Raw genomic sequence first — 25,957 nt, forward strand, 5'->3', positions numbered from 1 at the left:
CACCCAGCCCTGCCTCAGGCGGACGGGGCGGGCACGGTCAGGACGGCGTTGCCCCGGACCTCCCTCGCCAGCAGCGCACGCAGGACCTCCGGGGTGGCCCGCCAGTCGCGGACGCGATCGACCTCCGGGTGCAACCTGCCGCCGGCGACCAGGCGGACCAGGGTCGCCAGGTCGAGGGCGTCGGGGACGTCGCCGTCCGAGGCATCGAACTTGCGCAGCGTGCCGCTGGCGCCACCACGCCAGTCGAAGAAGTCGAGCTGGGCCGGCTCGCGGCTCGCCTGACCGAACCAGACGAGCAGACCACGCTGGGCGAGCCGGCTCCAGGCCTGGCCGAGGACGGCCCCACCCACCGACTCGGCCACGACGTCGTAGGGACCGTTCCCGTCCTCGACGCTCGTCAGCAGCTCGTGCGCACCGAGCTCCAGCAGCCTCCGGCCACGTGCGGGAGTCGACACCACGGCGCTGACCACGGCCCCCTGGGCGGCCGCGAGCTCGACGAAGTAGTGACCGACTCCCCCCGCAGCGCCGGTGATGAGCACCCGCCTGCCGGCCAGCGGGCCCATCGTGCGGAGCAGGCGCAGCGCCGTCAGGCCGGCCAGCGGGAGCGCTGCGGCGACGGTGGGCTCCAGGTCCGGGGGCAGTTCGCTGACCGCGTCCACGGGCACGGCCACCTGCTCGGCCCAGCCGCCCTGCGCGGGGTGCCCGACCACGCGCCGGCCGACCGGCGGGCCCGATCCGTCAGAGGCCGCCTGCACGACCGTGCCGGCCACGTCCCGCCCCGGTCGCCACCCGGGCCGCGGCGCCTCGAGCAGGAAGGTCTCACCGCGGTTCACCGAGTAGGCCGCCACCTGCACGACCACCTCGGAGGGCCCGGGCCGCGGCGCGTCGACCTCGGTCAGTGCGATCGGGTCGTCGGCGCCCTCGGTGGGTGTCCAGGCGAGCATCTCGTCCTCCAGCGTCCTGGCCCGGACGGGGTGTCCGCGCGCAGCACCGACGCTAGGGAGCCCTGGTCACCGCGAGGAAGAAGGCACTGCACAGTGGTATAGGTACCTCATGGATACCGACCCGGCAGCGGCACCCGCGTGGAACGTGCTCGACGAGCGGTGCCCGACCCGGCAGGTGCTCGGCCGGATCGGTGAGAAGTGGACGATGCTGGTCGTCACCGCGCTGACCGACGAGCCCGTCCTGCGGTTCAGCGAGCTGCGTCGCCGGGTCGGCGGGGTCACCCAGAAGATGCTGACCCAGACGCTGCGCGCCCTGGAGCGCGACGGTCTGGTGAGCAGGACCGTGTACCCGACGGTGCCGGTGACCGTCGAGTACCGCCTGACCGACCTGGGGCAGGAACTGGGCGCGACAGTGCAGGTCGTCCGGACGTGGGCGTACGCGAACATCGAGCGCGTGCAGGAGGCCCGGACCGCGTTCGACGCGGCCCGGGCCTGACCGCCCGGTCCCGTCCCGCCTCAGACGGCGGGAGCCCCCAGCGCGTCGGCCACCCGGTGGTGGACGGCGGCGTCCGCTGCCCGGCTCTGCCGCTCCAGCGTGCGGGCCAGCGCGCGGCGCGCCCAGGCGTTGGCCGGGGCCAGCTGCACCAGCCGGGTCAGCGCCTCCTCGGCGCGGTTGAGCTGCGCGGACCCGAAGTAGCTGCGGGCCAGCAGCTCGAGCGCGGCCTGGTTCTCCGGCTCGGCGGTGAGCACCGCCGTCAGGATCTTGGCGGCCTCGGTGGGCTGGCCCATGGCCAGGAACAGGTCGGCGCGGAGGTACTCGGAGTGCAGGTCGATCTCGTGCGGCGTGGTCATGACGCTCCTTCCACCGCCGGTCAACAGCACCGGACCGCGGACATTCCCGCCACGGAATGCAGTCGTCGCGTCACGCAACGGAACGAGAAAGGACGTGTGCCATCGAGTTGGGTTGCACACAACGGGTAGGAGATCGCCGCCGGATGCCGCCCCGGCCCGGCGCCCGACTCCTCCCCCGGAGTTCCTGACATGTCCCACGCCCTGCACCTGCCCAGCTGGTCCCACTCCGCCCAGGACGAGCCCGGCCTGGTCAACTCCGTCCACCGGGTCGGCGCGATCGTCGTCGCCACCGTCATCGCCGCCTTCGGCGTCCTGGGCCTGGTCGACGGCCTGGACTACTTCTCCACCGACGGCGAGCGGATCGCCGGCCTGTCCTCCAACGGCCTGCTGTCGACCATCTCGCTGCTCACCGCCGCGGTGCTCGTCGCCGCCGCGCTGCGCAGCTCCCGGGTCGCCTCCACGACGATGCTGGTCATCGGCGTGCTCTTCCTGGTCTCCGCGCTGGCGAACCTGGCCGTGCTGGAGACCGAGGTGAACTTCCTCGCCTTCTCGATGGCCAACGTCATCTTCTCGATCGTCGCCGGCCTGGTGCTGCTGACCCTCGGCGCCTACGGCCGGGTCAGCGGGAACCTGCCCGACGACAGCCCCTACCGCGCCGAGGGCGGCGCCGTCCCGGACGACGAGGACACCAGCCAGCAGCTGCCGGAGACCCCGGCCGAGCGGGCGGCCGAGCGGGCCATGCGCGCGGCCGAGCTGGCCGTCATCGAGCACCGGGCCACCGCGGACCAGCAGCGCCGGGTGGCGGCGATGGCCCGGGTGCGCACCCGGGGCGACCGCCGCGACGTGTGGATGTCCTTCGACCGCGCACCGCTGCGCTGAACCGAGCGGGCCGGCAGCACGTACGCCCGCGGGAAGTAGCCTCGCGGGCGCCATGTCATCTCCGCTGCCCTCCCCCGCTGCGCCGCCCCGCGAGCGGGCCGACGCCTGCCCGGGTGCGCTGCAGACGCACGCCGCGGCCGACGGCGGCCTGGCCCGGGTGCGGGTGCCCGGGGGCACGCTGACCGCCGCGCAGCTGCGCACGCTGGCCGCCGCCGCCCGCGAGCTCGGTGACGGGCACCTGGAGCTGACCAGCCGCGGCAACCTGCAGCTGCGCGCGCTGCCCGACGGCGCCGAGGTGGCGCTCGGCTCCCGGCTCGCCGGCGCCGGGCTGCTGCCCAGCGCCACCCACGAGCGGGTCCGCAACGTGCTGGCCAGCACCCTCACCGGGCGCACGGACGGCGGGCACGTCGACGTCCGCCCGTGGGTGCGCGCCTTCGACGCCGGGCTCTCCGGCGACCCGGGGCTCGCCGCGCTGCCCGGCCGGTTCCTGGCCACCCTGGACGACGGCCGCGGCGACGTGGCCGGGCTGGGCGGCGACGTCGGCCTGCTGGCGCTGTCGTCCGGGTCGGTCGCGCTCACCCTCGGCGGCGCCGACTCCGGCCTGCGCACCCACCCCGATCGCGCCGTCGCCCTCGCCCTCGCGGCCGCCCGCGCGTTCCTCGACGAGCGGACCGCCCAGGGCTCGACGGCCTGGCGGCTGGCCGAGCTCGCCGACGGCCCCGAGCTGGTGGCCGCCCGGCTGGGCGGGCCGGTCACCGCCGGCGCACCGCTCCCCGCCGCGCCGGTCACCGGGCCGGTCGGCGCCGCGGCCCAGCTCGACGGCCGCACGGCGCTGATCGGCGTCGTCCCGCTCGGCCGGCTCAGCGCCGACCAGGCCGACCTGCTCGCCCGCCTCGCGCCCGAGGTGCAGCTGACCCCGTGGCGCAGCGTCGTCGTCCCCGACCTGGCCGAGGACGCCGTGGACGACGCCGCGGTCGACCTGTACCGCACCGGCATCGTGTTCGACGAGGCCAGCCCGTGGCTGCAGGTCACGACCTGCGCCGGGCGGCCGGGCTGCGCGAGGTCGCTGGCCGACGTCCGCGCCGACGCCGTCACCGCCGTCACCACCCGGACGCTGCCCGCCGACGGCGCCCGCCAGCACTGGGTCGGCTGCGAGCGCCGCTGCGGCCGACCCCAGGGTCGGGTCGTCGACGTCGTCGCGACGCCCACCGGTTACCGGATCGAAGAGGACTGATGTACGAGTACGAGCACGACGGCGCCGAGATCTACCGGCAGTCCTTCGCCACGATCCGCGCCGAGGCCGACCTCTCCGGGCTACCGGCCGACATCGCGCAGGTGGCCGTGCGGATGGTCCACGCCTGCGGGCAGGTCGACCTGGTCTCCGACGTCGCCTTCTCCCCCGCCGTGGTCGAGCGCGCCCGCGAGGCCCTGGACGGCGGCGCCCCGGTGCTCTGCGACGCCCAGATGGTGGCCAGTGGCATCACCCGCCGGCGGCTGCCCAAGGACAACGACGTCGTCTGCACCCTCAACGACCCGCGGACGCCCGACCTCGCCCGGGAGCTGGGCACCACCCGCACGGCCGCGGCGATGCACCTGTGGGGCGACCGGCTGGACGGCGCCGTCGTCGCGATCGGCAACGCGCCCACCGCGCTGTTCCACCTGCTGGAGATGGTGCGCGACGGCGCTCCCCGCCCGGCCGCCGTCATCGGCATCCCGGTCGGCTTCATCGGGGCGGTGGAGTCGAAGGAGGCGCTGGCCGCGTCCGACCTGGAGTTCCTGGTCGTGCGCGGCCGCCGCGGTGGCAGCGCGATCACCGCCGCCGCGGTCAACGCCATCGCGAGCACCGTCGAATGACCGGGCGCCTCTACGGGGTCGGGCTCGGCCCCGGCGACCCGGAGCTGGTCACGGTCAAGGCCGCCCGGCTCATCGGCGCGGCCGACGTCGTCGCCTTCCACGCCGCCCAGCACGGCCGCTCGGTGGCCCGCGCGCTGGCCGCCCCCTACCTGCGCGAGGGCCAGGTCGAGGAGCTGCTGGTCTACCCGGTGACGACCGAGACCACCGATCACCCGGGCGGCTACCAGGGCGCGATCGACGAGTTCTACGAGGCCGCCGCCGCCCGGCTGGCCGCGCACCTGGAGGCCGGGCGGGACGTCGTCGTGCTGGCCGAGGGCGACCCGTTCTTCTACGGCTCCTACATGCACATGCACAAGCGGCTGGCGCACCGGTTCCCGACCGAGGTGGTGCCCGGCGTGACCAGCGTCAGCGGCGCCGCGGCGGTGCTCGGCCGGCCGCTGGTCGAGCGGGACGAGGTGCTCACGGTGCTGCCCGGCACGCTGCCCACCGACGAGCTGGCCGAGTGGCTGGCCACCACCGACTCGGCCGCGGTGATGAAGCTCGGGCGCACGTTCCGCAGCGTCCGGGATGCCTTCGACGCCGCCGGGGTGCTCGACCGTGCGTTCTACGTCGAGCGCGCCACCACCGCCCAGCAGCGCACGATGCCGCTGGCCGAGGTCGACCCGGACACCGTCCCGTACTTCTCCCTCGCGCTGCTGCCCAGCGAGCTGACCGGCGAGCTGCCCGGCCCCGAGCAGCCCAGCGAGGCGGAGCCGCGCACTGGTGAGGTCGTCGTCGTCGGGCTCGGTCCCGGGCAGCGCAGCTGGACGACACCGGAGGCCGCCGAGGCGCTCTCCCGCGCCGACGACCTGGTGGGCTACGGCCCGTACCTGGACCGGGTGCCGGCCAACCCGCGGCAGACCCGGCACCCCAGCGACAACCGGGTGGAGGCCGAGCGGGCCGCCGCGGCGCTGCGGCTGGCGCAGTCCGGACGGCGGGTGGCCGTGGTCTCCAGCGGCGACCCGGGGGTGTTCGCGATGGCCGCCGCCGTGCTCGAGGTGGCCGCCCAGCCGGAGTTCGCCGACGTCGAGGTGCGGGTGCTGCCCGGGCTCACCGCCGCGCAGGCCGTCGCCTCCCGGGTGGGTGCGCCGCTGGGGCACGACTTCGCGGTGATCTCGCTGTCCGACGTGCTCAAGCCGTGGGAGGTCGTGCTCGACCGGCTCCGGCACGCCGCCGCCGCGGACCTGGTCATCGCGTTGTACAACCCCCGGTCCAAGGCCCGGCCGCACCAGCTGGGCGAGGCGCACCAGGCGCTGCTGGAGGTCCGGAAGCCGGAGACCGTCGTCGTCGTCGGCCGGGACGTCGGCGGGCCGGAGGAGCAGGTCACCGTGACCACCCTCGGCGAGTTCGACCCGGACACCGTCGACATGCGCTGCCTGGTGCTCATCGGCTCCACCCAGACGCAGGTGACGACGACCGGGAAGGTCTTCACCAGCCGCCGCTACCCGGGATGAGCTGACAGCGGGAACACCGCGGGCTGGTTGCGGCTTGCACCGGAGCGTGCCCCGTCGAGAACTCGCCCGTCCGGCTGCCTTCTGGACGGTCGCGGTCCTGCTGGTGCTGATGCTCGCCGCGTCCGGGGTGCCCTCGCCGCTCTACCGGGTCTACGCCGAGGAGTTCGGCTTCGGCTCGGGCACGCTGACCGTCGTCTTCGCCGTCTACGCCTTCGCCCTGCTGGCGTCCCTGCTGGTGGTGGGTGGGCTGAGTGACCACGTCGGTCGCCGGCCGGTGCTGGCCGCCGCGCTGGTGCTCGAGGCGGTGTCGATGGTGCTGTTCCTCGCCGCGGACGGCGTCGGCTGGCTGCTGGCCGCCCGGGTCGCGCAGGGGCTCGCCACCGGCGCCTTCACCGGCGCGGTCGGCGCCGCGCTGCTGGACCTGCAGCGCGTCGAGCGCCCGCTCGGCCCGCTGGTGAACGCCGCCGCCCCCGGCCTCGGGCTCTCCCTGGGCGCCGTCGGGGCGGGCCTGGCCGTGGAGTTCCTGCCCGCTCCCACCGACTGGGTGTTCGGCCTGCTCACGGCGCTGTGCCTGGTCGCCGCGGTCGGGGTGTGGGTGTTCCTGCCCGAGTCCTCACCGCGCCGCGCCGGCACCGCGGCCTCGCTGGTGCCGAGCGTGCACGTGCCCGCGACCCAGCGCCGCGCCTTCGTCGTGGTGCTGCCCTGCCTCATCGCCACCTGGGCGCTGGGCGGGCTCTACCTCTCGCTCGGCCCCTCGCTGGTCGCCGACGTCTTCGACCAGCAGGACCACGTCGCCGGCAGCCTGCTCATCCTCGCGCTCAACGGCACCGCCGTGGTCGGCTCGCTGTCCCTCGGCCGGGTCTCGCCGACCCGGGGGATGGTGGTCGGCGCGCTGTTCTTCGTCGTCGGCGTGCTGACCACGATCACCGCCCTGGCCACCGGGTCGTTGGCGCTGCTGTTCGTCGCGGCGGTCATCTCCGGGTTCGGCTTCGGCAGCGCCTTCCTCGGCGCGATGGCCACGGTCACCGCCGGCGTCGACCCCGGCCAGCGGGGCGCCCTGCTCGCCGCCGTCTTCACCGCCAGCTACCTCGGGTTCAGCGTCCCGTCGATCGCCGCCGGCATCGCCGCGGGGCACATCGGGCTCGAGCGGACGGCGCAGCTCTACGGGGCCGGCGTCATCGCGCTGGCGCTGCTCGCGGTGGCCGGGCTCGCGCTGCGCTCCCGCCGCCCGGCCGCGCCGACGCCGCCCGCGGTCAGCCCGACCCCCGCGCTGACGGCCCCCTCCGGCAAGTAGTGCTCTGCTCCCCCGGGGGGAGCAGAGCACTACGTCCCGCAGACCCTGGTCAGCTGCCGGCCCGGCCGACCGCGGCGCAGAACCGGTCGTGGTCCGCTCGGGCCTCGGCGAGCGGCTCGGCCACCTCGGTGTCGGCGACCTCGGCGACCCGCTCGACGAGCCGCCGCCGCGCCGTCCGGGCCCGTCTGCGAGCCCCGGCGTGCACCAGCGGTCTGCTCACCAGCGCGAGCAGCAGCCCGGCCAGCAGCCCACCGACCAGCAGCAACGTCGGCAGCGGGATCCCCTCCACGCGGGGCAGCGGGACGACGTCGTCCAGCTGCAGCAGCCCCAGCCCCACCAGGGCGAGCAGCCACAGCACCCCGGCCAGCGCCACCAGCGCCAGCAGCCACTGCAGCCCGCCGACCGCGCGCTGCCACAGCGGGGTCCGGTCCGGGCCGAGGTCGGTGCCGGCCACGGCCCGGTCCAGCCGGTCGGCCAGCCGCTCCTCCGAGAGCTCGGCGGTGCGGCGGAGCTCGTCCCGCCAGGCCTGCGGCAGCCCCTGACCGGCGGCGTCCCGGGCCCGGCGCAGCGCGGCGTCCATCCCTGCGGTCTGCACCGCCCCGGCCGCCGGCAGCGACGTCCGGGCGGCCTCGTCGCCCAGGTGCAGCCGGCTCAGCGGGTCGGCGCGCAGCTTCGACGTCCAGCGCAGCAGCGGCCAGCCGGTGTGCTGGGCGCCCCGCCGCCGGGCCGAGCGCTCCACGGCGCTGACCACGGCCGGCACGCCCGCGGCGTCGGCCAGGGCGTCGGCCAGCCCCTCCCGCTCGGCGCGGTCCCGGCTGCGGTCCGCACCCGCGTCGGGCGCGCAGTGCTCGGCCAGGGCGGCCGCGGCCGACCGGGCGTCCGCGGCGAGCCGGTCGGTCGCCGCCCGGCGCGCCGCCACCCGGCGGGCCAACTCGGTGCGGAGCTCGGGCAGGCCCGCGCCGGTGCGGGCGGCCGTGGGCACGATCGGCGTCGAGGCCAGGCCCTCCCGGTCCAGCAGCCCGCGCAGGTCGGCGAGGCAGGCCCGCGCCGCGGCGTCGTCCAGCCGGTCGACCTGGTTGAGCACGACGACGAGCACCCCGGCGTGCCCGGCCAGCGGGGCGAGGTAGCGCGAGTGGACGGCGGCGTCGGCGTACTTCTGCGGGTCGAGCACCCAGACGAGCACGTCGACCAGCTCGACCAGCCGGTCGACCTCCAGCCGGTTCTCCAGCCGGATCGAGTCGTGGTCGGGCAGGTCGAGCAGCACCAGGCCGTCGAGCGCGGGGTCGGCGGGCTGCACCCGGTGCCGGCGGGGCACCTGCAGCCAGTCGAGCAGCCGGTCGGCGCCGTGCTCGCCCCAGACGCTGGCGTGCGCGACCCCGGTCGTGGGCCGGCGCACCCCCGGCGTGCTCACCTCGCTGCCGCTCAGCGCGTTGAACAGCGTGGACTTGCCGCTGCCGGTCGCCCCGGCCAGCGCGACGACGGTGGCGTCGCCCAGCGCCTCCCGGGCCCCGGCCTTGGCCAGCAGGGTGCGGGCGCGGGCGACCTCGGGCACCTCCAGCCGCCCGTCGGCGACCTCCACCGCCTCGCGGAGCGCGGCCAGCCGGTCGGTCAGGGACAGCTCCCGCCGCCTCACGCGGCGGCCCCGCGCGCGGCGGCCAGCGCGGCGACGGCGGCGCGCAGCTCCGCGGCGGCGCCGGGCTGCGGGGCGACGTCGGCCAGCAGCTCGTCGAAGCGGGCTTGCTCCAGCCGCAGCAGCCGCTCGGCGCGGGCGTCCAGGTCACCGCGGGCCCGGGCGGCCAGCTCGCGGACCGCGGCGTCGCCGAACACCGCCTCCAGCAGCCGCTGCCCGACCGCGGTGGTACCGGCGGCGATGCCGAACTCGGCACCGGACAGCCCGGCGGTGGAGGCGAACACGGCGATCATCAGCGCCGCACCGGCGCCGTTCACGCCCCAGGACATCAGCCGGGCCTGGTTCCGCTTGCCCGCGCCCTCCTTGCGCACCAGCTCGAGCACGAAGCCCTGCCAGCCGCGCACCTCGTCGGCGGCCGCGCCGGTGAAGGCCGGGGAGACGCCGTCCAGCTCGGTCTCCCGGCCGGCCAGCAGCGCGATGCCGCCGGGCAGCGACCGCCAGTCGGTGACGGTCTTCTCCGCGGCCCGGTCGGCCTCGGCGCGCAGCAGCAGCTCGACACCGGACTCCAGGGCGCCCTGCAGGTCCGCCGCCGGGTTGGGTCGGCCGGTGAAGGCCGCGGCGACCCGGTCGCGCAGCCGGCCGACCTGGCCCTGCAGGCTGCGCATCCAGTCACCGGTGCCGACGAACTCCTGCCAGCGGGCGAGCACCTCCCCGCGCAGCAGGCTGCCGTTGCCGACGCCCTCGTCGATCGCCGCCCGGGCCCGCGCGTAGGCGGCGTCGGCGGCGGTGTGCAGCGCCTCGGCCGCGGTCGCCTGCTCGTGCACCCCGGCGACGACGACGGCGACCCGGTCGCCCAGGCTCTCCAGCGCCCCGGCCAGGGTCTGCCGGACGACGGCGGCGCGCTGCTCCTGGTCGGCGGCGAGCGCGTGCAGCCACTCGCGCAGCGGGCCCACCTGGTCCTCGGGCAGGTACCCGTCGACGAGGGCACGCTCCTCGATGACGAACAACCGCGCGCTGGACAGCCCGGCGCGCTGCAGCATCCCGGCGAGGTCCTCGGCCACCTCGCCGACCGCCTCGGGTGGCACCCGGTCCAGCACCACGGCGAGCGCGGTGCCCCGCTCCTGCGCCGTCCGCAGCAGGTCCCACGGCACGGCGTCGGCGTAGCGGGCCGCCGTCGTGACGAACACCCACAGGTCGGCGGCGCCGAGCAGCTGACCGGCCAGCTCGCGGTTGGCCTCGACCACCGAGTCGACGTCGGGGGCGTCGATCAGCGCGAGGCCGGGCGGCAGCGCGTCGGTGGCCACCAGCTTGATGCCGCTGGTGGTGTCGCCCTCGCCGGTGGTGCGGGCCAGCCCGGGCAGCACCCGGTCACCGGAGAAGGCGGCCTGGTCGACCGGCGAGCAGACGAGCACGGGTGAGCGGGTCGTCGGGCGGAGCACGCCGGGCGTGGTGACCTGGGCGCGGAGCACGCTGTTGACCAGCGTGGACTTGCCCGCGCCGGTCGAGCCGCCGACGACGGTGAGCAGCGGGGCGTCCAGGTCCCGGAGCCGGGGCAGCAGGTAGTCGTCGACCTGGTCGACGACGGAACGGGCGGTGCGGGCGGCGGCGTCTCGGCCGGTGGTGGCCAGGCCCAGCGGCGCCGCGGCGACGTGGTCGCGCAGCTGCTGCAGGGCGTCCGGCAGCCCGGTCGGGGTGGTCATCCCCGGATCTTGCCCGGGACGCCCCCACCTCACCCGTCGACCGCGTCACCCCGGCCGGGCCGGGCCCGCGCCCTGGTCGGTCGCGGGCAGATCGGTCGCGGGCAGATCGGTCGCGGGTGGGTCAGTCGCGGACCGGCCAGCGCACGACCGGGCCCAGCGGCGGCCCCGGCCGGGGCGCCCCGCCGTCGTCCCGGCCGGGGTCGCGGTGCTCGTGGCTGCCCGCCGCGTGGGCGAGCGCGGCCAGCAGCAGGGTCAGCTCCGCCCGGTCGAGCGCGGCGGTGAGGTCGGCGAGGTCGACCGGCTGCCCGTCGGCCAGGCTGGCCGCCGCCCGGAGCAGCCGCAGCTGACCGCTGCTGCCCGTGACGACGCCGGCCCGCAGCGCGCGGTCCAGCTCGCCCCACTGCACGGCGGCCCACGGGCCGCCGTCGGCGTCGCCGTCCAGGGCGATCGCGATCAGCCCGGCCGACTGCAGCCGGGGCAGCCAGTGACCGGAGTCGGCGAGCAGCAGCACCGCCGCCTCGGCCGCGTAGTCGCCGACCGCCGCGCGCAGCAGGGCGCTCTCCAGGTCCATCGGGTCGAGGTCGACCGCCTGCGGTTCACCGAGCACTGGTGCACCTCCTCCGTCGGTCCCCACTCTGCTCCCGGGGTACGACACTCCTGGGACGACCGGCCGCCCGGTGCTACCCGCGCCCGGGCACGACGTCGGTGCGCAGGACGGACATGACGAGCACGTCGTGCCGCTCGCCGTCCCAGAGCAGGGCGTCCCGCAGCCGACCCTCCACCTGGAAGCCGCACTTCTCGTAGACCCGCCGGGCGCGCGCGTTGAACGCGAACACCTCGAGGCCGAGCCGGTGCAGCCCGGTCGCGGCGAACACGTGGTCGACGACGAGCCGGGTGACCTCGGTGCCGAACCCCTGGCCGAACACCGACGGCCCGGCCAGCGCGATCCGGTAGCTGGCCGACTCGTTCTCCGGGTCCAGGTCGTTCACCACGGCCTCCCCGAGGAACGCGCCGTCGGAGATGCGCAGCGCCGCCCAGTCGGCCCGGTCGACCTGCTCGGCGCGGCTGTCGAGGTAGCCGACCACCTGGTCGCGGGTGAAGGTCGCGTGCGTGCCGGTCAGCCGGCGCCCCTCCGGCTCGTGCAGGAAGGCGAGGTACTCCTCGAGCACGGCCACGGTGAGCGGCACCAGCCGGACCCGTGCACCGGTCAGCACCGGCTGGTCGCGGAAGACGTCGGGCGGGATCACCGGCGCGCACCCCCGATCGCGGCCAGGGCGGCCGGCACCCCGGCCGGGGTGCCGACGACCGCGGCAGCGCCGGCGGCGGCCAGCTCGCCGGGGGGCGCCGGGCCCCAGCCGGCGCCGATGCACGGCAGCCCGTGCGCGCGGGCGCCCAGGACGTCGTGCGACCGGTCGCCGACCAGCACCGGGTCCGCGCCGTCCGGGTGGGCGGCCAGCGCGGCGGCGACGACCTGGTCCTTGTGCCGCACCGCGCCGTCCATCGTCGCGCCGTGCACGCTGTCGAACGCGGCGAGCAGCCCGGCGTGCTCCAGGATGCGCACGGCGAACGGCTCGGGCTTGCTCGTCGCGACGGCGAGGACCGCCCCGCCCGCGCGAAGCCCCGCGAGCAGCTCCGGGATGCCCGGGTACACGTGGGCGTCGAACATCGCGCCGGCGGCGTAGTGCGCGCGGTAGGCGGCCACGGCCCGGCCGACGTCCTCGCCGGTCAGGCCGAAGGCCCCGGCGAAGCCGTCCTGCAGGGGTGGGCCGACCATCGACCGCAGCTGCCCCTCCGTCGGCTCGGGCAGCCCCAGCTGCGCCGCGGCGACTCGGATCGAGGCCCAGATCCCCGGCGTCGAGTCGACCAGCGTGCCGTCCAGGTCGAAGAGCACCAGCCGGCCGGCCCCTTCCGCGACGGCGTCCGACCTGGTTCCATGAAGCTTCAAGTAAGTCTCTCTCCCCGGAGGAACGCCGCGATGACCCAGACCCGGCCCGCGCCCGCCGCCCGGAACCCCGCCCTCGTCCGAGCCGCCCAGGTCGGCGCGGTCGCCTCGGTGCTCGCCCTGCTCTGGCAGTTCGCGACGGCCGGCCAGCTGCTGTCCCAGGAGGACGCGATGGGCGGCCACGCCACCGGGGCCGTCGTGCTGCACGTCGCGAACGCGGTGCTGCTGGTCGCCACCGTGCTGCACGTCCGCGCCGGCGGCGCACGGTGGCCCGCGGTGTTGGCGGCCGCCGTCTTCGCCGCGGGCTTCGTGCAGGCCGCGATCGGCGACGCCGGGAACATGGGCGCGCACGTCCCGGGCGCACTCGTGCTCAGCGTCGGCACGGTCTGGCTCACGGCCTGGGCGTTCCGGCGACACCCGGTGGCCTGAGCCCCCGCACGGCCAGCCAGGCCAGCGCCTCGGCGACGGTCGCGACCGTCGCCACCCCCTCGGGCAGCGGCGGCCGGCTCACCAGCACGACCGGCAGCCCCAGCTCACGGGCCGCGGTCAGCTTGGCCTCGGTGAGGTGCCCGCCGGAGTCCTTGGTGACGACGACGTCCACCTCGTGCTCGCGCATCAGCGCCAGCTCGTCGGCGACGCTGAACGGCCCGCGGTCCAGCAGCAGGGTCGCCCCGGCCGGCAGCGGCTCGTCGGGCGGGTCGACCGAGCGCACCAGCACCCGCCCGGGCAGGTCGGCGAACGCCCGGAGACCCTGCCGGCCGGTGGTCAGGAAGACGCTGCGGAACCCGGCGACCGCCTCCGCCGCGGCGGCCAACGAGTCGACATGTCGCCAGGTGTCGCCCGGCTGCGGCTGCCAGCCCGGCCGCTGCAGCCGGAGCAACGGGGTGCCGTGGCGCCCGGCGGCGGCTGCGGCGTTCCCGGTGATCTGCGCGGCGAAGGGGTGCGTGGCGTCGACGACGGCGCCCGGCCGGTGCTCCGCCAGCCACTCCGCCAGGCCCTCCGCACCGCCGAACCCGCCCACCCGCACCGGCCCCTCGGGCAGCACCGGCTCGGCGGTCCGGCCGGCCAGGCTGGACAGCACGTCGACGCCCTCGGTGACCAGCGCCGCCGCGAGCTCCCGCGCCTCCCCGGTGCCGCCGAGCACCAGCACCTGACCGGTCACCGGGTCCTCCCCTCGTCCAGCTGCGCCCGGCTGCGGTGCCGCACCGGCCGGACGCCGCAGCGGCCCGCGTCTCGCCGGGTGCCGCGACCGGGGAGGATGGGCCCGTGAGCAGGGAGGGCAGCGCTGGGCTGCGGCACGGCTGGACGACGGGCGCCTGCGCGACCGCGGCCACCACCGCGGCCTACACCGCGCTGCTCACCGGTGAGTTCCCCGACCCGGTGCAGATCGACCTGCCCAACGACCGGCACCCGGCGTTCGCGCTGGCCCAGGAGCAGCTGGGCGCCCGCGAGGCGACCGTCGGCATCGTCAAGGACGCCGGCGACGACCCCGACGTCACCCACGGCGCGGTGGTCTCCGCCCGGGTCGAGCTCGGCGAGCCCGGCAGCGGCGTGCGGTTCCGGGCCGGCGAGGGCGTGGGCACGGTGACCAAGCCCGGGCTGCCGCTGGCCGTGGGCGAGCCGGCGATCAACCCGGTGCCCCGCCGGCTGATGACCGAGCACGTCGCCGCGGTGGCGGAGCGCTTCGGCGGCACCGGCGACGTGCTGGTCGAGGTGTCCGTGGAGAACGGCGCCGAGCTGGCCCGGAAGACCTGGAACCCGCGGCTGGGCATCCTCGGCGGGCTGTCCATCCTGGGGACGACGGGCGTCGTCGTCCCCTACTCGTGCTCGTCGTGGATCGACTCGATCCGCCGCGGCATCGACGTCGCCCGCGCAGCCGGGCACGCGCACGTCGCCGGCTGCACCGGGTCGACCAGCGAGCGGACGGTGCAGCAGCTCTACGGCCTGCCCGAGGACGCGCTGCTGGACATGGGCGACTTCGCCGGCGCGGTGCTGAAGTACCTGCGCCGCCACCCCGTGCCGCGGCTGACCGTGGCCGGCGGCATCGGCAAGCTGGCCAAGCTCGCCGAGGGCCACCTGGACCTGCACTCGGGGCGTTCCCAGGTGTCCTTCGCCGCGCTCGCCGACCTGGTCGCCGGGGCAGGCGGCTCGGCGGAGCTGGTCGCCGGCGTCCGGCAGGCGAACACCGCGCTCGACGCGCTGCAGCAGAGCCAGGCCGCCGGGCTGCCGCTCGGCGACCTGGTCGCGGCCGGCGCCCGGCGGACGGCGGAGGGTGTGCTGCTCGGCGCCCCGGTGGAGGTCGACGTCGTGGTCATCGACCGCGCCGGGACGGTCGTCGGCCGCGCCTAGCGACATCACCGGCGGCGCGTGGTCGAGTAGAGGTGGCTGTCGAGGAACTGCTCGGCAGCCAGCACCCGGCCGACGATCACCACCGCGGTGCGCCGCACCCCGGCGTCCGCGACCTGCCGGGCGATGTCGGCCAGCGTCCCGCGGAGCACCAGCTCGTCGTCCCGGCTGGCCTTCGCCACCACCGCCACCGGGCAGTCGTCGCCGTAGTGCGCGGCCAGCTCCGGCGCCAGCTCGTCGATCCGCTGCACCGCCAGGTGCAGCACCAGCGTCGCGCCGGTGGCCGCGTAGGCGGCCAGCTCCTCCCCCGGCGGCATCGGCGTCGACCGGGCGCTGGTGCGGGTCAGCACGACGGTCTGCGCCACCCCCGGCACGGTGAGCTCCCGCTTCAGCGACGCGGCGGCCGCGGCGAACGCCGGCACGCCGGGCACGACGTCGTAGGGCACGCCGGCCGCGTCCAGCCGGCGCATCTGCTCGGCCATCGCGCTGTAGACCGACGGGTCGCCGGAGTGCAGCCGCGCCACGTCCAGGCCGGCCTCGTGCGCGGCGACCAGCTCGGCGGTGATCTGGTCGAGGTCCAGGTCGGCGGTGTCGACCAGCCGGGCGCCCGCGGGGGCGGTGTCCAGCAGCTCGCGCGGCACCAGCGCGCCGGCGTAGAGGCAGACCGGCGCGGCCGCGATCAGCCGGGCCGCCCGCACGGTGACCAGGTCGGCCGCGCCCGGGCCGGCACCGATGAAGTGCACGGTCACCGGGTCACGCTCCAGATCGTCACGGGCATGGCGGCCTTCCAGCCGGAGTAGCCGCCGACGGGCTGCGCGGTGGCGACCGACAACCGGGTCAGCGTGCCCCCGCAGCGGCCGTACCAGTCGGCGAGCAGGGCCTCGCTCTCCAGGGTCACCGCGTTGACGACCAGCCGGCCCCCGGGGCGCAGCGCCTCCCACACGGTGTCCAGCAGCAACGGCGTCGTGGCGCCGCCACCGACGAAGACGGCGTCCGGTGCGGGCAGGTCGACGAGGGCCTCGGGCGCGGAGCCCACGACCACCTGCAGCCCGGGGACGCCCAGCCGCGCCGCGTTCTGCCGCACCCGGTTCGCGCGCTCGGGCCGGGCCTCGACCGCGACCGCCCGGCAGGAGGGGTGCACCCGCATCCACTCGATGCCGATCGACCCCGCGCCGGCACCGACGTCCCAGAGCAGCTGGCCGGGCAGCGGGACCAGCCGGGACACCGTGACCGCCCGGACGTCGCGCTTGGTCAGCTGCCCGTCGTTGCGGTAGGCCTCGTCCGGAAGCCCCGGGACGGTCGGCAGCGGCACGGTGCCCGGGTCGGCCACCACCTCGACCGCGGTCAGCACCAGGGGGTCGGTGACCGGGTGCTGCCAGCCGGCGGCGGTGCCCTCGAAGCGCCGCTCGGCCGGCCCGCCGAGCTGGGCCAGCGCGGTGACCCGGCTGGCGCCGTAGCCCCACTCCCGCAGCCGATCGGCGACCGCGCCGGGCGTCGACCCGTCGGCACCCAGCACCACCAGCCGGCGGCCGGGGGTGACCTGCGGGGCGAGCAGCTCCAGCGGCTTCCAGACCACGGAGACGACGGTGGTCTCCTCCACCGACCAGCCCAGCCGGGAGCAGGCCAGCGTCACCGACGACGGGTGCGGGACGACGTCGACCGCGGCCGCGCCGAACCACCGGACCAGGGTGGTGCCGATGCCCGAGGACATCGGGTCGCCGCTGGCCAGCACCACCACCCGGCGTCCGGGGTGCGCGGTGGGCAGCTCGCGGACGGCCAGCGCCATGGGCGAGGGCCACGGCACCCGCTCACCGGCGACGCCGTCGGGGACCAGCGCCAGCTGCCGGGCGCTGCCGCGCAGCACCTCGGCGCCCTCGATGGCCCGCCGCGCGGTCGGGGACAGCCCGTCCCAGCCGTCGGCGCCGATGCCGACCACGGTGACGGTCCACCCCTCCGGAGCGGTCACGCGGTGCCCACGGGCGCGACTCCGACCTCGATCCGCTCCTCGGTCGCTGGCGCTCCCTGCGATGCTCCCTCGGCCGTCGTCACGCCGGCAGCTCCCCCTCGGGGCCGGCGGCCTCGGCCAGCAGCCGCTCCCGGACCTCCTCGGGCAGCAGGTCGACGTAGACGGTGCCCTCGAGGTGGTCGACCTCGTGCTGCAGGCAGCGCGCCGCCATCCCGGTCGCCTCGATCGAGGTCGGTTCGCCGTGCACGTCGACGCCGTCGACCCGGGCCCGGAACGCCCGCTCCAGCTCGGCGTAGGGCCCCGGCACCGACAGGCAGCCCTCCTCGGTCAGCTCGACCGCGGGCTCGTCACCGACCGGCTCGAGCACGGTGAGCACCGGGTTGACCACGTAGCCGACGACGTCCTCGCCGTCGGCGTCCGGGCAGTCGATGACGAACACCCGGGCGTCGACGCCGATCTGGTTCGCGGCCAGCCCCACGCCGTCGGCCGCGTGCATGCTGGCGAACATGTCCAGCAGCAGGTGCCGGAGCCCGCGGTCGAACACGGTGACCGGGGTGCACGGGCGGTGCAGCACCGGGTTGCTGCCGTAGGTGACGATCGGCCGGGCGACGCCGTCGTAACGGCCGGGCAGGCGCATGACCGTCGATCCTAGGGACGTCGCCGCTCGCTACGGTCACCGGCGATGCCCTCCTCCCCCACCGCCGCCGGGCTGGCGCTCGGCGCCCTCGCCGACCTGGCGTTCGCCGACCCGCGCCGCGGCCACCCGGTCGCCGGCTTCGGCCGGGCGGCCGGCGCCCTCGAGCGCCGGGTGTGGCGCGACTCCCGGGCGGCCGGCACGGGCTACCTGGCGGTGTGCGTGGGGACGGCGACCGCGCTCGGGGCGGCGGGGTCGCGGCTGACCGCCGGCCGGCCGCTGGCCCGCACCGCGCTGACCGCGGTGGCCACCTGGGCCGTGCTGGGCGGCACGTCGCTCGGCCGGGCGGGCGGCACCATGTCGGCCCACCTGGAGGCCGGGGACCTGCCCGCTGCGCGGGCCCACCTGCCCACCCTGGCCGGCCGCGACCCGAGCGGGCTGGGCGAGGCGGAGCTGGTGCGGGCCACCGTCGAGTCGGTCGCGGAGAACACCTCCGACGCCGCCGTCGCGCCGCTGTTCTGGGGTGCGGTCGCCGGGCTCCCAGGGCTGCTGGGCTACCGCGCGGCCAACACCCTGGACGCGATGGTCGGCTACCGCTCGCCGCGGTACGCCCGCTTCGGCTGGGCCGCGGCCCGCTTCGACGACCTCGTCAACTGGGTGCCCGCCCGGGCGACCGCCGCCCTCACCGTGCTGACGGCCCCGCTGGCCGGCGGCTCACCGGCCGGCGCCTGGCGGGCCTGGCAGCGCGACGGCGCCGCGCACCCCAGCCCGAACGCCGGCCGGTGCGAGGCCGCCCTGGCCGGCGCCCTGCGGCTGCGGCTGGGCGGGCGGAACGTCTACGGCGAGCGGGTCGAGGAGCGGCCGACGCTCGGCGACGGTCACCCGCCGGTGCGCGGCGACATCCGGCGCGCGGTCCGGCTCTCCCGCGCGGTGTGGACGGCGGCCGCCACCCTCGCCGCGCTGACCCGGCTGCTACGCCGGCGCTGAGCCGGCCGGCGCGCAAGCACCCCCCGCGGCTCGGGGAGCACCGGGAACCCGCCCGGGTCGACCCGGGCGTGGCTCGCCGGCGGGTCGGCCGGGCCCCGGCCACCACGGACGGCGATGACGAGCGTGGTGACGGCGAGGCCGCCCAGCCCGAGCAGGAACAGCAGCGTGAGGACTCCACCTGTGGTCATGGGAGCCACAGTGGCACCGTCAGAGCTGGCGGAAAACAGGCCAATCCGGCATGGTGGTCGCATGCCACCTGTGCTGGACCAGTCCACGCCCGCGCAGGAGCTTGCCTCCCTGGTCGGCTCCGTGGCGGCGCTGCCGGCCCCCCGCTACGCCGGCCTGGCCCGCCGCATCCGCGAGCTGGTGCTGGCCGGGCAGCTCCCGGCCGGCACCCGGCTGCCCGCGGAGCGCGATCTCGCCGCCGTCCTGGACACCAGCCGGGTGACCATCGCCTCGGCGTACCGGGTGCTGCGCGAGGAGGGCTGGGCGCGCACCCGGCACGGGTCCGGCACGGTGGTCGAGGTGCCCGTCCCCGGCGGCACCGCCGACGCCGGCTGGCTGCCCCGGGCCACCCCGGGCCTCATCGACCTCGCGCACGCCGCCCCGCCCGCCGCACCGCAGCTGCTGCCGGCCTACGCGCGGGCGCTGGAGCAGCTGCCGGCCCTCACCGACGGCAACGGCTACTCCCCCAACGGCCTGCCCGAGCTGCGCGAGGCGATCGCCGCCCGGTTCACCGGCCGCGGGCTGCCGACCGACCCGGAGCAGGTCGTGGTCACCGCCGGCGTCGGCGATGCGACCGCCCTGGTGCTGGACCTCCTGCTGGAGCCCGGCGACCGGGTGCTCGTCACCCATCCCACCTACGCCGGCTCCCTGCGCATGGTGGAGGCGGGCAACGGGCGGCTGGTGCCGGTCCCCACCGACCCGGCCGCCCCCGACGACCTCGTGCCCGCCGCGCACGCGGCAGCACGGCAGAGCGCGCCCCGGGTGGCGCTGCTCGAGCCCGACTTCGCCAACCCCACCGGCGCCCGGCTCTCCGCCGCGGGACGACGCCGGCTGGCCGCCACGCTGTGGCAGCAGGGCGTGCTCGCCGTCGTCGACGAGGTCAGCGCCGAGCTGCACTTCGACGACGACCCCCTCCCGCCGTACGCCGCCGGGCTGCCCGATGCGGCGGTCGTGACCGTCGGCGGGCTGAGCAAGGCGGTGTGGGGCGGCCTGCGGATCGGCTGGCTGCGCACCGACGCCGCGCTGGCCGACCGGCTGGGGCTGGCGTACGCCCGGCGGCAGCTGTCCGTCGGCCTGCTCGACCAGCTGGCCGCGACGCTGCTGCTGCGCGACCTGGACGCCGTGCTGGCCGGTCGCCGCGAGCAGCTGCGCACCCAGCGCGACGAGCTGCTGGCCGCCCTGGCCGAGCGCCTCCCCGACTGGGAGGTGCTGCCCCCCGCCGGTGGCCTGTCGCTGTGGTGCCGGCTCCCGCCGGGGCTGAGCTCGGCCGCCCTCGCGGCCGGTGCCGCACCGCACGGCCTGCTGCTGGCCGAGGGGCGCGCGTTCGGCACCGGGTACGCCTTCGATGACCACCTGCGGCTGCCGTACACCCGCCCGGCCGGCGAGCTGCGGGCGGCGGTCGAGGTGCTGGCCACGCTGAGCGGGAGCCTCCGGGCCGGCACCGCGCACGCCGTCGTGCGGTCCCGGACCGTCGTCTGACGCCGTCGACCGGCTCACCCACCGTGAGCGCAGCTCAGCTCCTCGTGGTCACCTCGGCACGCCGCGCGCGTCGCCGGGGATGGCGGTACTTTCGACCCACTGGAGCGGTCGCGCCCCCGACGGGCTCGACGGGTCACCGTGGGTCGAGCGCACGGCTGGGTGGCCCCCACCGGAGAGCGTCCGGTGCGCCGAGGCAGAGATCGGCCGCTGTCATGTCCTCCACCTCCGCACTCCCCCGCCAGAGCGAGGCGCACTCCCGCCCGCACGCCCCGGGCCGCCCCTCCCGCCCTGCTCCGTCCACCGGGCCCGCGCCCTCGGTCCCCCGGACCCAGCTGGCCGGCCGGTTCCGCGGTGACCTGACCACCGACCAGTGGTGGTGGTCGCCCGAGCTGTTCGAGCTGCACGGCGTGCCGGCCGGCTCGGTCCAGCCGACGGTCGGCCTGCTGCTGTCCCACGCGCACTCCGCCGACCGCCCGGGCCTGCAGGCGGCGCTCCGCGCCGCCGGCACCGCGGGCGTGCCGTTCGCCCGGGAGTACCGGGTGCTGCGGATGGACGGCCGGCAGCGCACCGTACTGCTGGTCTGCGAGCCCGAGACCGACCCGGCCGGCGCCGTCACCGCGCTGAGCGGGCTCGTCGTCGACGTGACCGGCACCCGGGACACCCCGCCGGCCGACGAGCAGGTGCACCGCCTGGAGACCGAGGTCGAGCAGCTGCGCAGCGCGATGGCCAGCCGGGCGGCCATCGAGCAGGCCAAGGGCATCCTGATGCTGCTGATGGGCTGCGGTGACCAGGTGGCCTTCGACCTGCTGGCGCACATCTCCAGCCACACCCACCGGAAGGTCCGCGACGTCGCCGTCGCGATCATCGACTCGGCGAGCGGCCACAACCCGCTGCCCGACGACGTCCGCGACATCCTGCACGACGCCTGCCCGCCCGGCCGCGCCCCGGCCTGACCCGCCGCCGGCTCCCTCCGCGCACCCGCTGGTCTCCTCCCGGCGACCGTCGGAGAGGATCCTGGGACCCCCGGACCGACGAGGGCCCGGGACGAGAGAGGGAGCCGCGGCGTGTTCTACCTGCTTGCGCGGTTCGTGCTGCGGCCGCTGGTCTTCGTGGTGTTCCGGCCCCGGGTCACCGGCCGGGAGAACGTGCCGCTCACCGGGCCGGTGATCCTGGCCAGCAACCACCTCTCGTTCATCGACAGCATCGCCATCCCGCTCATGGCGCCGCGCAAGGTGGCCTACCTGGCCAAGGCCGAGTACTGGCGCGCCCCGGGCTTCGGCGGCTGGGTGTCCCGCACGCTGTTCACCGCGCTGGGCGCGCTGCCCGTCGAGCGGGAGGCCTCCCGGGCGGCGCAGGCCGCGCTCGACACCGCCATGGGCGTGCTGCGCGAGGGCGGTGCCTTCGGCATCTACCCCGAGGGCACCCGCTCGCGCGACGGCCGGCTGGCCCGCGGCAAGACCGGGGTGGCCTGGCTCGCGCTCACGGCCGACTGCCCGGTCGTGCCGGTCGCCGTCCACGGCACCGAGAAGATCCAGCCGATCGGCGCGCGCTGGCCGCGGCCGCACCGGGTGTCGGTCACCTTCGGTGCGCCGCTGACCTTCCCCGAGCACCGCGGCCAGGCCGGCAAGGGCCGGGCGCGGCGCGAGGTCACCGACCAGGTCATGGAGGCGATCGCCGAGCTGTCGGGTCAGGAGAAGGCCGGCTGGGGCCAGCCCCCGGCGGCGGCATGAGCGGTCCCGGCACGGGGGCCCTGCTCGTCGCCGGCACCACCTCCGACGCCGGCAAGTCCGTGGTCACCGCCGGCATCTGCCGCTGGCTGGCGCGGCAGGGCGTGCGGGTGGCGCCGTTCAAGGCGCAGAACATGAGCAACAACTCGATGGTCACCGCCGACGGCGCCGAGATCGGCCGCGCCCAGGTGATGCAGGCCGCGGCGGCCCGGGTCGAGCCCGAGGCGGCGATGAACCCGGTGCTGCTCAAGCCCGGCGGCGAGAACGCCAGCCAGGTCGTCGTCCTCGGCAAGCCGGTCGCGGACGTGACCGCGCTGTCCTACCGGCCGATGAAGGCCGCCCTGCTCGAGCAGGCGCTGGCCTGCCTGGCCGACCTCCGCTCCCGGTTCGACGTGGTGGTCTGCGAGGGCGCCGGCTCGCCCACCGAGATCAACCTGCGCGCCGACGACATCGCGAACATGGGCCTGGCCACGGCCGCCGAGCTCCCGGTCGTGGTGGTCGGCGACATCGACCGGGGCGGGGTCTTCGCCGCGCTGTACGGCACCGTCGCGCTGATGCCCCCGGGCGACCAGCGGCTGGTGGCCGGCTTCCTGGTCAACAAGTTCCGCGGCGACGCCCGGCTGCTCGCCCCGGGCCTGGACCAGCTCGCCGCGCTGACCGGCCGGCCGACGCTCGGCGTGCTGCCCTGGCAGACCGGCCTGCACCTGGACGTCGAGGACTCCCTCGGTGTCGACGCCCCCCGCGGCCCGGCGCTCCCGCCGCACGGCGACGACGTGCTGCGGGTGTCGGTCGCCCGGCTGCCCCGGCTGTCGAACTTCACCGACCTGGACGCCCTCGCCGCCGAGCCCGGCGTGCTGCTCCGCTACGCCACCCGGCCCGAGGAGCTCGCCGACGCCGACCTCGTCGTGCTGCCCGGCACCCGGTCGACGGTCGCGGACCTCGGCTGGCTGCGCGAGACCGGGCTCGCCGACGCCGTCGCCCGCCGCGCCGCCGAGGGCCGGCCGGTGCTGGGCATCTGCGGCGGCCACCAGATGCTCGCCCGCACCATCAGCGACGACGTCGAGTCGCGAGCCGGCGTCGTCGCCGGGCTCGGCCTGCTGCCGGCCGACGTCCGGTTCGGTGCGCAGAAGGTGCTCGCCCGGCCCACCGGCGTCGCGCTCGGTCACCCGGTGCACGGCTACGAGATCCACCACGGCGTGGTGACCGTCGACGGACCCGCGGAAGCGTTCCTGGACGGCGCCCGCGTCGGGTCGGTCTGGGGGACGACGTGGCACGGGGCGCTGGAGAACGACGGGTTCCGGCGGGCCTTCCTCACCGAGGTGGCCCGGGTGGCCGGCCGCCGGTTCGTCGTCGCCCCGGACACCGACTTCGCAGCGGTGCGGGAGGCACGGCTGGACGCCCTGGGCGACCTGGTCGCCGAGCACGCCGACACCGACGCCCTGTGGCGGCTGATCGAGCACGGCGCCCCCGCCGGGCTGCCGGTGCTGCCGGCCGGACCGGGCGCGCGCTGACCACCGGCCGACCGCCCGCTACCGTCGTGGCGTGCAGCCCTCCGTCGCCACCGAGCCCACCGACGCGGAGGTGCTGGCCGCCGCGTACCGGCCGCCGTCCCAGCTCGTCCTGGACAAGGTCATCGACCGCGTCGACGAGCACTGCCGCGCCTTCATCGGCCTCTCGCCGTTCGCCACGCTGGCCACCGCGGACGCCGACGGCTTCCCGGAGATCTCCCCGCGCGGCGGCGACCCGGGCTTCGTGCACGTGCTCGACGAGCACCGGCTGGCCCTGCCCGACCGGCAGGGGAACAACCGGGTGGACAGCCTGCGCAACCTGGCGGTCAACCCGCGTGCGGCGCTGCTGTTCTTCGTGCCCGGCGCCGAGGAGACGCTCAAGGTCTACGGGACGACGGAGATCGTCGCGGCCGACGCCCTGGGCGTCGACCTGACCGAGTTCGGCCGGGCGCCGAAGTCGCTGGTCGTGCTCACCGTGCAGCGGGCCTACTTCCAGTGCGGCAAGGCCGTCATGCGCTCGGGGCTGTGGGACCCGTCCAAGCAGGTGGACCGGTCGACGATGACGCCGTTCGGCCAGGTGCTCAAGGACCACTGCCGGCTGGACACCCCGCTGCCCGACGACGCCACCATCCGCGCGGACCTGGCGCGCGAGCTGTAGGAACTGTCGGGGGTCTGCCCTAGCGTCCGGTCATGGCCTACGAGTTCCAGGTGACCATCGACTCCGTCGCGCCGCACCCGCTCGCCGACTGGTGGGCCGAGGCGCTGGGCTGGGAGCGGGAGCCCACCGACGAGGCGTTCATCCGCCGGATGGTCGACGAGGGGCACGCCACCGAGTCCGACACCGTGGTGCACGACGGCCGGCTGGTCTGGGCGGCCGGCGGCGCGATCCGGCACCCCACCGGCAGCGCTCCCCGGGTGCTGTTCCAGCTGGTGCCCGAGCCGAAGACGGTGAAGAACCGGGTGCACCTGGACGTGCGGGTGGGCCCGGAGAACGTCGAGGCCGAGGTGGCCCGGCTGACCGGCCGCGGCGCGACGGTGCTGCACCACGGGCAGCAGGGCCCCTACCGCTGGGTCACGATCGCCGACCCGGAGGGCAACGAGCTCTGCCTCACCTGAGGCAGAGCGGGCTCAGCCGAGCCGGAGCTCGCGCTCGACCTCCAGGGCGGCCTTGCGGTCGGCGACGGCGCGCTGGGCGAGCAGCCGGCGCCGCTCGTTCCTCGGTCGGCGTTCCGGGCGGTACCGGGCGTCCTCGACGAGCTGGAAGGCCGCGAGCGCGCTGGCGCGCACGGACGGCACCACCAGCGGGACCTCGACCGGGTGGACCGGCTGCGCTGTGGTCATCTGCTGACCCTCTCCCCCGTGGCGGCCGGTGTTCGACCGCCAGTGCAAGTGTGGCCCCGGAACGGCGATCTGAACCGCGATGTGACCGTTCAGTCCCGTCCCGCGCACCATCTGTCACGAGAATCACACGCGTGTCGTTCCGCAGGTAGAGCACGCGCCGAGTCGTCTGACCCGGGACGGCGTGTCGGCCCTGGGCGCGCCGCCGAGGCGATCCCCTACCGTCCGGTGGGTGGCGAGCAGTGGATGGCGCAGGGTCCTCGGTCGGCTGGTGGACGTCGCGGTGCAGCAGGCCACCGCGCCGGCTCAGCGCAAGCAGCGCCGGGTGGCCGCGCCGCGGTCATCGGCACCGACGCCGCCACCCCGGTCCCCGCTGCCGCAGGCCGCCCCGCCGCGCCGCCGCACCCTGGTCACCGAGTTCTCCGGCCCGGTGCACCTGGAGTACCGGCCGCGCGAGGACGCGCACCCCGACCCGGGCGAGGTCGTCTGGGCGTGGGTGCCCTTCGAGGAGGGCGACGGCCGCGGCAAGGACCGGCCGGTGCTGGTCGTGGGCCGCGACGACGACGCGCTGCTGGCGCTGGTGATGAGCAGCAAGGACCACGACCTGGACGCCGCCGACGAGGCCCGGCACGGCCGGCACTGGGTCGACATCGGCACCGGGGCGTGGGACCGGCAGGGCCGGCCCAGCGAGGTGCGGGTGGACCGGGTGCTGCGGATCGACCCGGCCGACGTCCGCCGCGAGGGCGCGGCGCTGGACCGCGACCGGTTCGACGCGGTCGCCGCCGAGGTGCACCGGCGCCGCGGCTGACCGGACCGCGCCGCCTCCGGCAGGGAGGCGGCGGGTGCTCAGGCGTCGGCGTCGGCGTCCCGCTGGGCGCGCGGCCGCAGGTGGTAGACGCCCGCGGAGTCGGTCAGCGACTGCAGGTCGTAGCGGTGCACGACCTTGGGTCCACCGTGCAGGTGCACGTGGGTGATGGTCGGCAGCGGGTCACCGTGCCGGGCCTCCCGGATCTCGACGCGGCCGTCCAGCGGACCCCCCACGAAGAGCAGCACGGCGTCGTCGGAGCCGGCGTCGCTCACGGCGTCCACGTGGCTCGGCTCTCCCTCGGTCGACTGGCGCACCCGGACCAGGGTAGGCGTGCGCCCGCGCCCGTGAGGT

Annotated in this window: 29 protein-coding genes; 16 read left to right on the forward strand and 13 right to left on the reverse strand. The window is 76.6% G+C overall.

Features of this window, described 5'->3' with window-relative positions; genetic code table 11:
• Nucleotides 1-14 precede the first annotated feature (14 nt).
• Nucleotides 15-944: a zinc-binding dehydrogenase gene (locus FHX36_RS12780; protein WP_110552237.1), complete on the reverse strand. Its 930-nt coding sequence runs from the start codon at nt 942-944 to the stop codon at nt 15-17.
• A gap of 109 nt (nt 945-1,053) precedes the next feature.
• Here FHX36_RS12780 and FHX36_RS12785 point away from each other — a divergent pair, with 109 nt between their 5' ends.
• Nucleotides 1,054-1,440, forward strand: a complete 387-nt coding sequence (locus tag FHX36_RS12785) for a winged helix-turn-helix transcriptional regulator (RefSeq protein WP_110552236.1) — start codon at nt 1,054-1,056, stop codon at nt 1,438-1,440.
• Nucleotides 1,441-1,460: 20 nt separating this feature from the next.
• Here the strand turns inward: FHX36_RS12785 and FHX36_RS12790 are convergent, their stop codons facing one another.
• Nucleotides 1,461-1,796 carry a tetratricopeptide repeat protein gene (locus FHX36_RS12790; protein ID WP_110552235.1) on the reverse strand — a complete coding sequence of 112 codons (336 nt, stop codon included), beginning with the start codon at nt 1,794-1,796 and terminating at the stop codon, nt 1,461-1,463.
• A 189-nt stretch (nt 1,797-1,985) separates the two neighbouring features.
• Between FHX36_RS12790 and FHX36_RS12795 the strand changes: the two genes are divergently transcribed.
• Genes FHX36_RS12795 through FHX36_RS12815 form a run of 5 tightly spaced genes read left to right on the forward strand, consistent with a single transcriptional unit; the run spans nt 1,986 to nt 7,316 of the window.
• On the forward strand, nt 1,986-2,675 hold the full coding sequence (locus tag FHX36_RS12795) for a DUF4383 domain-containing protein (protein WP_110552234.1): 690 nt from the start codon (nt 1,986-1,988) through the stop codon (nt 2,673-2,675).
• Between the two features lie 52 nt (nt 2,676-2,727).
• The gene (locus tag FHX36_RS12800) at nt 2,728-3,909 is read left to right on the forward strand and encodes a nitrite/sulfite reductase (protein WP_183513797.1); all 1,182 of its coding nucleotides are present in this window, start codon (nt 2,728-2,730) and stop codon (nt 3,907-3,909) included.
• Complete coding sequence (locus FHX36_RS12805) at nt 3,909-4,529, forward strand: precorrin-8X methylmutase (protein ID WP_110553891.1); 621 nt, start codon at nt 3,909-3,911, stop codon at nt 4,527-4,529. The genes FHX36_RS12800 and FHX36_RS12805 overlap by 1 nt, the downstream gene beginning before the upstream one ends.
• The gene (locus FHX36_RS12810; protein ID WP_110553892.1) at nt 4,526-6,022 is read left to right on the forward strand and encodes a precorrin-2 C(20)-methyltransferase; all 1,497 of its coding nucleotides are present in this window, start codon (nt 4,526-4,528) and stop codon (nt 6,020-6,022) included. Before FHX36_RS12805 ends, FHX36_RS12810 begins: the two co-directional genes overlap by 4 nt.
• Nucleotides 6,023-6,068: 46 nt before the next feature.
• Nucleotides 6,069-7,316, forward strand: coding sequence for an MFS transporter (locus FHX36_RS12815; protein ID WP_110553894.1), 1,248 nt, complete (start codon nt 6,069-6,071; stop codon nt 7,314-7,316).
• A 49-nt stretch (nt 7,317-7,365) separates the two neighbouring features.
• Here the strand turns inward: FHX36_RS12815 and FHX36_RS12820 are convergent, their stop codons facing one another.
• The 5 genes from FHX36_RS12820 to FHX36_RS12840 form a co-directional block, all read right to left on the reverse strand.
• Nucleotides 7,366-8,949: a YfjP family GTPase gene (locus tag FHX36_RS12820; protein ID WP_110553893.1), complete on the reverse strand. Its 1,584-nt coding sequence runs from the start codon at nt 8,947-8,949 to the stop codon at nt 7,366-7,368.
• Nucleotides 8,946-10,646: a GTPase family protein gene (locus FHX36_RS12825; RefSeq protein ID WP_183513798.1), complete on the reverse strand. Its 1,701-nt coding sequence runs from the start codon at nt 10,644-10,646 to the stop codon at nt 8,946-8,948. Before FHX36_RS12825 ends, FHX36_RS12820 begins: the two co-directional genes overlap by 4 nt.
• A 121-nt stretch (nt 10,647-10,767) precedes the next feature.
• Entirely contained in the window at nt 10,768-11,253 is a 486-nt protein-coding gene (locus tag FHX36_RS12830) for a hypothetical protein (protein ID WP_110553016.1), read from the reverse strand.
• A 73-nt stretch (nt 11,254-11,326) separates the two neighbouring features.
• Nucleotides 11,327-11,893 carry a GNAT family N-acetyltransferase gene (locus FHX36_RS12835; protein ID WP_110553015.1) on the reverse strand — a complete coding sequence of 189 codons (567 nt, stop codon included), beginning with the start codon at nt 11,891-11,893 and terminating at the stop codon, nt 11,327-11,329.
• Nucleotides 11,890-12,591, reverse strand: coding sequence for an HAD hydrolase-like protein (locus FHX36_RS12840; protein WP_110553014.1), 702 nt, complete (start codon nt 12,589-12,591; stop codon nt 11,890-11,892). The genes FHX36_RS12835 and FHX36_RS12840 overlap by 4 nt, the downstream gene beginning before the upstream one ends.
• A gap of 30 nt (nt 12,592-12,621) precedes the next feature.
• Between FHX36_RS12840 and FHX36_RS12845 the strand changes: the two genes are divergently transcribed.
• Nucleotides 12,622-13,017, forward strand: coding sequence for a hypothetical protein (locus FHX36_RS12845; RefSeq protein ID WP_110553013.1), 396 nt, complete (start codon nt 12,622-12,624; stop codon nt 13,015-13,017).
• Here the strand turns inward: FHX36_RS12845 and FHX36_RS12850 are convergent.
• Nucleotides 12,980-13,750 (reverse strand): cobalt-precorrin-6A reductase, encoded by a 771-nt coding sequence (locus tag FHX36_RS12850; protein ID WP_110553012.1) that lies wholly within the window; start codon nt 13,748-13,750, stop codon nt 12,980-12,982. The genes FHX36_RS12845 and FHX36_RS12850 overlap by 38 nt on opposite strands.
• 104 nt (nt 13,751-13,854) lie before the next feature.
• Here FHX36_RS12850 and FHX36_RS12855 point away from each other — a divergent pair, with 104 nt between their 5' ends.
• Nucleotides 13,855-14,937: a cobalt-precorrin-5B (C(1))-methyltransferase gene (locus FHX36_RS12855; RefSeq protein ID WP_110553011.1), complete on the forward strand. Its 1,083-nt coding sequence runs from the start codon at nt 13,855-13,857 to the stop codon at nt 14,935-14,937.
• A gap of 5 nt (nt 14,938-14,942) precedes the next feature.
• Here FHX36_RS12855 and cobM read toward each other — a convergent pair whose 3' ends face one another.
• The 3 genes from cobM to def all read right to left on the reverse strand — a co-directional run bounded on the left by cobM (nt 14,943) and on the right by def (nt 17,537).
• Nucleotides 14,943-15,683: a precorrin-4 C(11)-methyltransferase gene (cobM, locus tag FHX36_RS12860; RefSeq protein WP_110553010.1), complete on the reverse strand. Its 741-nt coding sequence runs from the start codon at nt 15,681-15,683 to the stop codon at nt 14,943-14,945.
• Nucleotides 15,680-16,900, reverse strand: a complete 1,221-nt coding sequence (cbiE, locus tag FHX36_RS23960; RefSeq protein WP_110553009.1) for a precorrin-6y C5,15-methyltransferase (decarboxylating) subunit CbiE — start codon at nt 16,898-16,900, stop codon at nt 15,680-15,682. Before cbiE ends, cobM begins: the two co-directional genes overlap by 4 nt.
• Nucleotides 16,901-16,979: 79 nt before the next feature.
• Entirely contained in the window at nt 16,980-17,537 is a 558-nt protein-coding gene (gene def / locus FHX36_RS12870; protein ID WP_110553008.1) for a peptide deformylase, read from the reverse strand.
• A gap of 45 nt (nt 17,538-17,582) precedes the next feature.
• On the opposite strand from def, the gene FHX36_RS12875 reads away from it, so the two are divergent.
• The 7 genes from FHX36_RS12875 to FHX36_RS12905 all read left to right on the forward strand — a co-directional run bounded on the left by FHX36_RS12875 (nt 17,583) and on the right by FHX36_RS12905 (nt 24,576).
• Entirely contained in the window at nt 17,583-18,521 is a 939-nt protein-coding gene (locus tag FHX36_RS12875) for a cobalamin biosynthesis protein (protein ID WP_183513799.1), read from the forward strand.
• A 249-nt stretch (nt 18,522-18,770) separates the two neighbouring features.
• Nucleotides 18,771-20,225 (forward strand): MocR-like transcription factor YczR, encoded by a 1,455-nt coding sequence (yczR, locus tag FHX36_RS12880; protein WP_183513800.1) that lies wholly within the window; start codon nt 18,771-18,773, stop codon nt 20,223-20,225.
• 212 nt (nt 20,226-20,437) lie between these two features.
• On the forward strand, nt 20,438-21,178 hold the full coding sequence (locus FHX36_RS12885; protein ID WP_110553426.1) for a PAS and ANTAR domain-containing protein: 741 nt from the start codon (nt 20,438-20,440) through the stop codon (nt 21,176-21,178).
• Between the two features lie 111 nt (nt 21,179-21,289).
• Nucleotides 21,290-21,955, forward strand: a complete 666-nt coding sequence (locus tag FHX36_RS12890) for a lysophospholipid acyltransferase family protein (protein ID WP_110553425.1) — start codon at nt 21,290-21,292, stop codon at nt 21,953-21,955.
• Nucleotides 21,952-23,463 (forward strand): cobyric acid synthase, encoded by a 1,512-nt coding sequence (locus FHX36_RS12895; protein ID WP_110553424.1) that lies wholly within the window; start codon nt 21,952-21,954, stop codon nt 23,461-23,463. The genes FHX36_RS12890 and FHX36_RS12895 overlap by 4 nt, the downstream gene beginning before the upstream one ends.
• A 31-nt stretch (nt 23,464-23,494) precedes the next feature.
• A complete protein-coding gene (locus FHX36_RS12900; protein ID WP_110553423.1) occupies nt 23,495-24,118 on the forward strand; it encodes an MSMEG_1061 family FMN-dependent PPOX-type flavoprotein in 624 nt (207 codons plus the stop codon).
• 32 nt (nt 24,119-24,150) lie between these two features.
• Nucleotides 24,151-24,576, forward strand: a complete 426-nt coding sequence (locus tag FHX36_RS12905; RefSeq protein WP_110553422.1) for a VOC family protein — start codon at nt 24,151-24,153, stop codon at nt 24,574-24,576.
• A gap of 12 nt (nt 24,577-24,588) precedes the next feature.
• Here the strand turns inward: FHX36_RS12905 and FHX36_RS12910 are convergent, their stop codons facing one another.
• A complete protein-coding gene (locus FHX36_RS12910; RefSeq protein ID WP_110553421.1) occupies nt 24,589-24,801 on the reverse strand; it encodes a hypothetical protein in 213 nt (70 codons plus the stop codon).
• A gap of 229 nt (nt 24,802-25,030) precedes the next feature.
• Here FHX36_RS12910 and FHX36_RS12915 point away from each other — a divergent pair, with 229 nt between their 5' ends.
• Nucleotides 25,031-25,606, forward strand: a complete 576-nt coding sequence (locus FHX36_RS12915; RefSeq protein WP_343056609.1) for a type II toxin-antitoxin system PemK/MazF family toxin — start codon at nt 25,031-25,033, stop codon at nt 25,604-25,606.
• Nucleotides 25,607-25,644: 38 nt separating this feature from the next.
• Here FHX36_RS12915 and FHX36_RS12920 read toward each other — a convergent pair whose 3' ends face one another.
• Nucleotides 25,645-25,920, reverse strand: coding sequence for a hypothetical protein (locus FHX36_RS12920; RefSeq protein WP_110554045.1), 276 nt, complete (start codon nt 25,918-25,920; stop codon nt 25,645-25,647).
• Nucleotides 25,921-25,957 lie beyond the last annotated feature (37 nt).

The organism is Modestobacter versicolor, assembly GCF_014195485.1.
Lineage (GTDB): Bacteria > Actinomycetota > Actinomycetes > Mycobacteriales > Geodermatophilaceae > Modestobacter > Modestobacter versicolor.